The 8,783-nt window shown below is 43.6% G+C and carries 7 protein-coding genes; 6 read left to right on the top strand and 1 reads right to left on the bottom strand.

Going from position 1 to position 8,783, the window contains the following annotated elements; genetic code table 11:
- The 3 genes from V7K62_RS05970 to V7K62_RS05960 all read left to right on the top strand — a co-directional run.
- A partial coding sequence (locus V7K62_RS05970) for a M10 family metallopeptidase C-terminal domain-containing protein (RefSeq protein WP_334862648.1) occupies positions 1-369 on the top strand: 369 nt, incomplete at its 5' end.
- Positions 370-801: 432 nt separating this feature from the next.
- Positions 802-1,629: an RnfABCDGE type electron transport complex subunit D gene (locus V7K62_RS05965; RefSeq protein WP_334862646.1), complete on the top strand. Its 828-nt coding sequence runs from the start codon at positions 802-804 to the stop codon at positions 1,627-1,629.
- A gap of 1 nt (position 1,630) precedes the next feature.
- Positions 1,631-3,013, top strand: a complete 1,383-nt coding sequence (locus V7K62_RS05960) for a DUF2330 domain-containing protein (protein ID WP_334862644.1) — start codon at positions 1,631-1,633, stop codon at positions 3,011-3,013.
- A gap of 155 nt (positions 3,014-3,168) precedes the next feature.
- On the opposite strand, the gene V7K62_RS05955 is transcribed toward V7K62_RS05960, so the two are convergent.
- Entirely contained in the window at positions 3,169-3,453 is a 285-nt protein-coding gene (locus V7K62_RS05955; protein ID WP_334862641.1) for a peptidase, read from the bottom strand.
- Between the two features lie 840 nt (positions 3,454-4,293).
- Between V7K62_RS05955 and V7K62_RS05950 the strand changes: the two genes are divergently transcribed.
- From V7K62_RS05950 to V7K62_RS05940, 3 genes are all read left to right on the top strand, one after another.
- A complete protein-coding gene (locus V7K62_RS05950) occupies positions 4,294-4,716 on the top strand; it encodes a DUF4363 domain-containing protein (protein ID WP_334862639.1) in 423 nt (140 codons plus the stop codon).
- Positions 4,717-4,930: 214 nt separating this feature from the next.
- Entirely contained in the window at positions 4,931-5,581 is a 651-nt protein-coding gene (locus V7K62_RS05945) for a sigma-70 family RNA polymerase sigma factor (RefSeq protein WP_334862636.1), read from the top strand.
- Between the two features lie 325 nt (positions 5,582-5,906).
- Positions 5,907-8,636 (top strand): CHAT domain-containing protein, encoded by a 2,730-nt coding sequence (locus tag V7K62_RS05940; protein ID WP_442937228.1) that lies wholly within the window; start codon positions 5,907-5,909, stop codon positions 8,634-8,636.
- The last annotated feature ends 147 nt before the right edge of the window (positions 8,637-8,783 follow it).

Here is an 8,783-nt window from a genome sequence, read left to right as displayed (position 1 = left end):
TCTGCTCTCACAGATACCTTGGTCAGCATTGAGAATTTAATTGGTACAGTTGGCAACGATACGATTGTTGGTAGTAGCGCTAATAATGTTCTCAATGGTGGTGCAGGTAATGACGTACTATATGGCGGTGCTGGCGCAGATAAGTTTGTCTTCAATAGCAAATACGAAGGTATCGACATCATCAAAGACTTCCAGTGGACAGAGGGTGACAAAATCCAGATTTCCAAGTCTGCGTTTGGCGCTAGCTCTAACAACCAGTTCAGCTACAACAGCACTAATGGTAACTTATTCTTCTTAGGGTATCAATTCGCAACCATCGAGAACAAACCTTCTGGCTTCTCAGTTAATCTGGACGTTGTGCTGGTATAAATCTTTTGCTTTTATTCCATATCTTTATGCTGTGGCTTCCCTACGCTCTTGAGTAATTTAGCTCTTACAAATAGCAAATCTCGGCGTTGCTGAATTCAGGGATGAAAATGATTTTGCGTGATTTCAAAACCTTTGTAGAGACGTTGCTATTGCTAGTCTCTACACCAAGATTCATACATCTAATCAGCAATGCCCAAATCTCTCTGCTCAAGAGCTTCTTCGGTCAATTAACTTGAAAAAGGTAGGGTGCGATCGCACTCTACCTTTTTTGGTTATTTTTAAAATTCACCATAAAAAGTTCAAACGTCAGAGCGATCGCTTTGGTCTGTCAATGCATTATTTTGTAACAAAATCTGTAACAGCAATACTATTTGACCTAGCACTCGTCTAGATTGATGAGAAATCTACGGGGAATCCCTGAATAAAAGGGTAATGTTGCTCAAAGATATACGAGATTATCAGATTTTATTTCTGGGCTTGTTCCTAGTCTTGGGAATCGGTACACGAGATTGGACGCTGCGACCAGAATTGATTGGGGTAGCGATCGCCACAAGTCTAGCAACTCAATGGATATTGTCATGGGTAACAGGCAAACAAGAAGTAACCAATCTTCGCAGTGCTTTAATTACCTCACTGGGACTCAGTTTACTGTTGCGGGCTGACCACTGGACGACAATGGCAATAGCCGCAGCAATTGCGATCGCTAGCAAATTTATCTTCCAAGTCGGCGATAAGCATTTCTTCAATCCCGCCAATTTTGGCATCATATCTGCCTTGATTCTCACCCCCGATGCTTGGGTTTCGCCCGGACAATGGGGTGAAGAGTGGTGGTATGGGCTATTATTTGTCGGCACTGGCGGCATGATTTTGCAGCGCATTGGTCGCTGGGACACCACAGCAGCTTTTTTGGGTGCTTACTCTTTGCTAGAGGCGATTCGCAATCTCTGGTTGGGTTGGACTTGGGATGTTTACTGGCACCGATTGATGAGCGGGTCTTTGCTGCTGTTCGCCCTATTTATGATTACAGATCCGCGATCGATCCCCAATTCCCGAATTGGGCGTGTAGTTTGGGCAGTTTGCATCGCCGGATTAACTTTTATCCTGCGAAATTATTTCTTTGTTTCCACAGCAGTTTTCTGGGCGCTGTTTGCCCTTGCACCGTTGAGCATCTTGCTAGATGTTCTCTGGTTAGCCCCAAGGTTTGCTTGGCAAGAGGGAGATGAGGGAGCAGGGGTAGAACTTAAAAAAGTAGAGGTATAAAATGAAGATTTTTCGACTTTTAACACCATTATTGTTAGCGATTGTAGCTGTTTTGTGCTTTGCACCCGCAGCTTGGGCATTTTGTGGATTTTATGTAGCCAAGGCTGATACAAAACTGTATAACAAAGCTTCTCAGGTGGTGATCGCACGGGATGGCGATCGCACTATCCTAACAATGGCAAACGATTTTCAAGGCGAAGTCAAAGATTTTGCAATAGTAATACCTGTGCCAACGGTGCTGCAAAAAGAGCAAGTTCGCGTTACTGAACCGAAGATTATTGAGCGGCTAGATGCTTTTAGTGCGCCGCGATTGGTAGAATATTTTGACTCAGATCCTTGTGCCCCAACAGGTAATACCGATTTGATGGATACAGCACCAGCGCCAGCAGCAGCCAGAAGTGAGGCGGGGAGAGCAAGGGGCGATGCTAGTTTGGGTGTAACGGTGGAAGCACGTTTCAACGTTGGCGAATACGACATTGTGATCCTCAGTGCGAAAGAATCTGGCGGACTGGAAACTTGGCTAAAACGCAGTGGCTACAAAATCCCCAGAGGTGCCAAACAGTTACTTCAGCCTTACATTCGCTCCTCAATGAAATTCTTTGTTGCCAAAGTCAACTTAGATAAATTCGAGCAATCTGGCTATCAGTTCCTCCGTCCGCTACAAATTTCCTACCAATCACCCAAATTCATGCTGCCAATTCGTTTGGGCATGATCAATGCCACGACAGAGCAGGATTTGATTGTCTACATCCTCTCGCCCCAAGGACAGGCAGAAATCACTAACTACCGGACGGTGAAAATCCCCTCCGACGCGAACATTCCCTTGTTTGTCAAAGATGAATTTGGTGAATTCTACAAATCTATGTTTCAAACTGTCTACACCAAAGAAGACAGGAAAGTTGGTTTTTTAGAATACGCTTGGGATATGGGTAGTTGCGATCCTTGTTCTGCCGAACCCCTAACCCCAGAGGAACTCAAGCAAGCAGGTGTATTTTGGCTAGATGATAATTCTACAAGCGATGTGCCAGTAAAACCCGGCTTTCGTCGTTCCTTTCCTACAAGTAATAATGTCTTCATCTCCCGGTTGCACGTTCGCTACACCCGCGACAAATTCCCTGAAGACTTGATATTTCAACAAACTGCCAACAGTGAATCTTTCCAAGGACGTTATGTTTTACAACATCCGTTTCAAGGGGAACTCAAATGTCAGGCTGGTAGAGAATATAAGCGGTCTTTAGCCAAACGTTTTGAACAAGAGGCGCAAACTCTAGCTAAACTAACTAACTGGAAAATCCAAGATATTCGCAACAAAATGAAGTTGAGTGTAGGTAATCTCACATATTCTTGGTGGGAAAATTTCCTATCCTGGCTGGGATTATATTGAGGAGAGTGAGGTACACCCGTAGGGGCACGGCACTGCCGTGCCCCTACACCCCGTGATAAATGTTGTACCGCATCTGAATGGGAAACGCTATAAGTCTTAAGGTATTATTGAAAATACTCCTCACACAACCTGCTAAAATCTCGAATAAGCTAATCTTAATTATTGATGTCGCGCCGTTTTTTCTGAGCAAATAATCCAGACATACTCATTCCTGTCACCAGCAAACCAATCAATCCCAATCCATTCAAAATTGGGTAAATCGCTTGTAAATGTAAAATTTCTCCTGTATGGATTTTTAACAGTAAACTAGAAGAAAGTCCAGTGCTAATCGGCCATTCCTTAACAATAGTTGTCAGCATTCCAGTCAATACAGTTAATATTAAAGGTAGACAAATAATGATGCCAATCGTGCGGTGATACTTGCGAAATGCTCGTTTCATAGTAATCTTCCAGCAAGGTTATTATTTTTATACAAGTGGTTATTAAAATTGGGCGTAGCTGAATCATAGGATAATTTAATCCAATATGGATCGAAATTTCGATGCTTACAACCGCCAATTTATCCTGCAAAGGAAGCAATGCCTAAAATTATTATCTCCTGTATAAAAAATTAGTCAAATTCCCATCCTATGTTACCTTTTTTTCGCCAAAAAATTCACGTCGATTCATCACTAAGCTGACTTTCTCAAAAGGTTGAGAGCGATTTTTGCTGTTGGCATCAAGTGTTGTATAACCAGAGACAAGGCAGACAGATAAAAGACGATTTACCTGTTTCCAAGAAGCGAGGTTATTCTTAGCTGTCCCATCTCCAGCATGATCACCAACAAATAAGATATAGCGTTTCCTAAATAAGGTACATTATAGTCCCCTCATCGCTTGCGGGGAGGGGGGTGGGGTTCTTGTATCTCACTCAAGCCAGAACCGCTATAACAGTAGTCGCCAACAGGTAGCGCGAAACTGGTGGTTAACTAAAATATTTCCCCCCCGCCAAGGTTTGATCAGCTTTTTAACCACAAGTTTGGTTTTATTTCTAGAAGTTTTGGTTAAGCCGATACCAAGCAGGTAAACAGTTTCGATAAAATCATGTTTTGCTACTGCGGCTTTGAGTTTTCGACGTATGTTCTTTACCTTTGCAAACTTATTCTAAAAATAAGTATAGGGTTAAGTGATATATTTATCTAGTAGAGACTAGTCTCATAAATGTTGCTGTTCATGCTGGCAAACAGCAGACTATTTACTTTCGTCAACTACAGCTTAATAATTAATCGAGGAGTTTTACAATGAAGCGTTTCAAACTAATATCGATCGTTGCAGGTATCAGCTTACTAGCTTTGGTAGGCTGCAACAGTCCCGAACAAGCTACTACTACCCCAGCGGTGACTCCTAATGCTAGCGTAGCATCAGCCCCAGCGACAACAACCACTACAGGTAATAATAATTTACTAACTATAGTATCCAAAACTAAAGCCGCAGTTACATCTGGTAACTTTGTTCAAGCTAAAAAAGAATTTGACAAATTTGAAGATGCTTGGAAAGAAGTTGAGGACGGTATCAAAGTTAAATCTCGTAATAATTATGAAACTATAGAGACAAATCTGGATGAGGTTACAGCAGAACTTAAAGCTTCTAAACCCCAAAAAGACAAATTATTGACAGCATTGCAGTCATTAGAAAAAACTATTACTGCTGTTTCAAAATCTTAAATAAATGTGCATTCAAGTCATTTTGAATGCATCGCGGTACTCCCTACCCTGAATATACTCAATATGGTAGGGGTCAGAGCCTCAAACCTCCCAATGGTCTATGCCCATTCTCCATTCCCTTTTAAAAAAGATCCAGCATCTTGACCAAAGGTAATTTTTAGGGCGTTGTTATACGCAATACTAAGATATTCTTGCTTTCTTCGCCAAGATTGTCATGGTTCAATTCGATGAACAGCTACGCCGCTTAGTTACAGAAGCCTGTGGACACCAACCTGGAAGCCCTCAGCGTCAGAAGCTGCTCACGCAAATTATTCGCTTGACAGCAAGTAGACTCTGGAGGGAAACTACTCCCTACTATCAAGACGCACTACAACAAACTTGGTTGTATTTCTGTCGCAATGTTTGTGAAGGTTTGACAGGTCAAATATATGATCCCACTTATGGCAGTGTCATCACCTGGCTGAACGCTTACCTAAAACGGAGACTACAAGACTTTTACCTTAACCAGAACCGGGAACAAGCCACAACAGTCCCTCTGAGAATTCGTCAGTCTACATCAGGTGGAACAAGTGAAACCATTGACCCTGTAGATAACCTACAGGCTAGTCCCCAAGCACCTCCGATTCTGGAAGACTTGGAGATATGGGTGAAGGCAGATTCTGATGGAGAACTGCGCGATACTTACATTAAAGGGCGTCCAGATGTGAATTGTCAGGTGTTAATTCTCAAACGCTTACCACCGGAAGTTAGCTGGAAAGATTTATCTGAAGAATTTGGGTTGTCAATTCCGACATTAAGCAGTTTTTATCAGCGCCAATGTTTACCGCGTTTGCGTAAATTCGCAGAATTGGAGGGATTGTTATGATCAGTGCAGTTAGCGGATAGCTAGGGTTGAGCCAGGGCTGAGTAATAAGTATTACTTATAAATCTTCTCATTTTCAGCCGAGGCACTCACTTGTGGGAATTGATTTAATGCCTAAGCCTAGTTAATTTTACTTTTTACCCGGCACTGTTTCGGTGGGTTTTTGGTTAAGGTTAGCGATCGCCTTTTAACTATACTTTGCTAATAAATAAGATTGTGGAAGCTCAGAGATCGGTGAGGGATAGGAATGGTAACATTACCCTGGTAGCCAAAGCACCTATAGTTCATCCTATGCGTTTCTGGTTATTATCTACCTCTTGTCATGCTCATGGCTAAAACAACTAGGATTTTGGGCGCGAATTCTCTAAAGTTTAAAAGCAGGGGTACAAGTCGCAAAACCGCAAGGGCGCACTGGCTTACCGCGCTGGCTCACTTTTTACGTTTGCCTTTGTACTTCCTGATCGCTTTGCTATGCATTGTCGGTTCACCGGTGCTAGCAAAAGTTCCTGGTTCAATCAATTCCTCATCCCAACAGCCAATAAACAGTCTGACATCACTGGTTGTGACCACTGACGCCGCCTCACTACTAAAACAGGGTAAATTTTTATACAGTACTGGTAACTTTGCCAAAGCTGTAGAAGTGTTACAACAGGCTGTCCAAATATATAAGCAGCAAGGGGAGAGCCTGACATTAGCCGCGACACTGAGTAATCTTTCCCTCGCTTACCAGCAACTTGGTGCATGGAGTCAGGCGCAGGAGGCAATTACAGAGAGCTTAAATTTACTCAAAGGACAGGATAAAAACCAAAATCTGCAAATACTTGCCCAATCACTAGATATTCAAGGTCGTCTGCAACTGACAATGGGACAGTCTGAGGCGGCTTTGGCAACTTGGCAGCAAGCAGAAGAAATTTACAAGCAAGCAGATAATAAAAGTGGCGTGGTGCGATCGCTAATCAATCAAGCACAGGCGTGGCGCAGCCAAGGATTTTACCCTCGGTCTGTCAAAACACTCGATCAAATCAGTCAGACGTTAAAATCTCAACCAGATTCTATAGAAAAGACAGTGAGTTTGCGATCGCTCGGTGATACCCTTTTGGTATTGGGCGATTTCAAAAAGTCACGCCAAGCGTTAGAAGAAAGTCTGATCATTGCTCAAAATCTGCAATCAAGCGCTGATATTGGGGCTAGTCTGTTCAGCTTGGGGAATATTGCCCGTAAACAAGACCAAAAGCAACAGGCGATCGCCTATTATCAACAAACAGTCGCAGCATCTCCGTCGCCCCTGACAAAAATCCAAGCGCAACTCAATCACCTGGGACTACTGATTGAAGATCAACAATGGGCCAAAGTTCAAACTCTTTTGCGGCCGATTGAGTCCCAACTCCAGCAACTCCCCCTCAGCCGTGCGAGTATTTACGCTGCTGTTAACTTTTCACAAAGTTTAGCAAAAGTCAAGAGTGGTGTATTGCAAGCATCAAGTCAGAATTTTTACTCAGGATTCAGTATAAAAGACTCAGCAAAGTTACTCGCTAGTGCCATCCAGCAATCCCGCAGTTTAGGGGACAAGCGGGCAGAGGCTTATGCTCTGAAGAGTTTAGGCGGCTTGTACGAAGAAACTAGACAGTGGTCAGAAGCGCAAGACCTGACGCGGCAAGGATTAGCTTTGGCACAGAGTAGCAATACACCAGAAATTACCTATAGCTTGGAATGGCAGTTAGGTAGATTGCTCTGGGCAAAAAAAGATATTAATGGTGCGATCGCCGCTTATGATGCTGCTGTGGACACTCTCAAGTCTCTCCGCAGAGATTTAGTAGCCAATAAAGATGTAGTGAATCAGGATGTGCAATTCAACTTCCGGGACAGCGTAGAACCCGTCTACCGCCAGTCAGTAGAGTTACTGCTGCAATCTCAACAAGGAAAACCAAATGAAACAATATTGGAGAAAGCACGCGAGCGGATTGAAGCACTCCAACTAGCAGAATTAGACGACTTCTTTCGGGAAGCTTGTCTGCAAGGTCAGAGAGTAGCCCTCGATCGAGTCGTAGACCAAGATAATTCCAAGGCTGCCATCCTTTATCCAATTATTCTTCGTGACGAACTCCAGGTAATTGTCAAAATTCCTAAACAATCCCTGCAAAGCTACAGTACCAAGATTTCCCAAGCAGAAGTAGAGAAACTCTTAGTCGATTTGCGAAGAAATCTTGTCAACCCTACTGCTACTAAGATTGTCCAAACTCAATCGCAAGAAGTTTACAACTGGCTGCTTAAACCCATTGAGTCACAATTGCAAAAAAGTGGCGTCGATACTCTAGTATTCGTTTTGGATGGCCCATTACGCAATTTACCAATGGCAGCTCTCTACGATGGTAAACAATACTTGGTAGAAAAATATGCGATCGCCCTAAGCGTCGGTCTACAACTCCTCGACCCGAAACCGCTGGTAAAACAGCAGCTCAGAGCGCTAACCGCAGGACTGACTCAGCCGCCCCCAGGATTTCCCAAGTTTGCACCATTGCTGGCGATCAAATCTGAATTTGACGGCATTACTAAAGCAGGAGTCTCGACAACCAGCCTACTGGATGGGGATTTTAAGAAAAAGAATTTGGAAAGTGAAATTGGTGGTGCTTCATTCAACATAGTTCATTTGGCAACCCACGGTCAGTTTAGTTCCCGCCTTGAAGACACTTTTATTTTAGATTTTGATGGTCAGATCAATGTCAAAGATTTTGATACTCTCTTCCGCAGTCAGAGTAAAACCGTAGTAGAACTATTAGTTTTGAGTGCTTGTCAGACAGCATCAGGAGACAGCCGTGCAGCACTCGGTCTAGCAGGAGCAGCTGTACGAGCTGGGGCACGTAGTACCATAGCTTCCCTGTGGCAGATTGATGATCAATCAACAGCGATGTTTGTTAGTGTCTTCTATCGAGAACTCAAGAGTGGCAAAATCACCAAAGCAGAAGCAGTCCACCGTGCCCAGCTAAAACTGCTGAAACATCCCAACTACAGAGCGCCAAGCTTTTGGTCTGCCTATGTATTGATTGGCAATTGGTTGTGATTTGGGGATTGGGCATTGGGGGGCGTTGGGAAAGTAGGGGAAGCAGGGGAGCAATCGTAGATGAGAGAGATGAGGGAGATGAGGGAGACAACGGAGATGAGGGAGACAACGGAGATGAGGGGAGAAGAAAAATAACCATACCCCATG

The organism is Nostoc sp. (assembly GCF_036917935.1).
Classification (GTDB): domain Bacteria; phylum Cyanobacteriota; class Cyanobacteriia; order Cyanobacteriales; family Nostocaceae; genus Nostoc.
Note: the sequence above shows the minus strand (reverse complement) of the source record. Positions and strands in the feature narration are given on the sequence as shown.

Coding starts and splice junctions, on each gene's coding strand:
- V7K62_RS05965 (WP_334862646.1), top strand. CDS start 802: ATGTTGCTCAAAGATATACGAGATTATCAGATTTTATTTCTGGGCTTG.
- V7K62_RS05940 (WP_442937228.1), top strand. CDS start 5,907: ATGGCTAAAACAACTAGGATTTTGGGCGCGAATTCTCTAAAGTTTAAA.
- V7K62_RS05960 (WP_334862644.1), top strand. CDS start 1,631: ATGAAGATTTTTCGACTTTTAACACCATTATTGTTAGCGATTGTAGCT.
- V7K62_RS05945 (WP_334862636.1), top strand. CDS start 4,931: ATGGTTCAATTCGATGAACAGCTACGCCGCTTAGTTACAGAAGCCTGT.
- V7K62_RS05950 (WP_334862639.1), top strand. CDS start 4,294: ATGAAGCGTTTCAAACTAATATCGATCGTTGCAGGTATCAGCTTACTA.
- V7K62_RS05955 (WP_334862641.1), bottom strand. CDS start 3,453: ATGAAACGAGCATTTCGCAAGTATCACCGCACGATTGGCATCATTATT.